This is a genomic window from Streptomyces sp. NRRL F-525 (assembly GCF_000716605.1).
Lineage (GTDB): Bacteria > Actinomycetota > Actinomycetes > Streptomycetales > Streptomycetaceae > Streptomyces.
Map to the genome: position 1 here is coordinate 1 of NZ_JNXE01000160.1, position 381 is coordinate 381.

Sequence of the window (381 nt, forward strand, 5' to 3'; positions counted from 1 at the left end):
AAGAGAGATCCCACAACCCCGTATACGCAACCCCTGCCGGGTCTCACACGCATACGGTTTGGCCTCATCCGGTTTCGCTCGCCACTACTCCCGGAATCACGGTTGTTTTCTCTTCCTGCGGGTACTGAGATGTTTCACTTCCCCGCGTTCCCTCCACTTGCCCTATGTGTTCAGGCAAGGGTGACAGCCCATGACGACTGCCGGGTTTCCCCATTCGGAAACCCCCGGATCAAAGCCTGGTTGACGACTCCCCGGGGACTATCGTGGCCTCCCACGTCCTTCATCGGTTCCTGGTGCCAAGGCATCCACCGTGCGCCCTTAAAAACTTGGCCACAGATGCTCGCGTCCACTGTGCAGTTCTCAAACAACGACCAACCACCC

Annotated in this window: 1 rRNA gene; it reads right to left on the reverse strand. The window is 58.3% G+C overall.

What is annotated here, in order from left to right:
• Positions 1–332: ribosomal RNA gene (locus OO69_RS48330) — 23S ribosomal RNA — on the reverse strand; the annotation flags it as partial.
• Between the last annotated feature and the right edge of the window lie 49 nt (positions 333–381).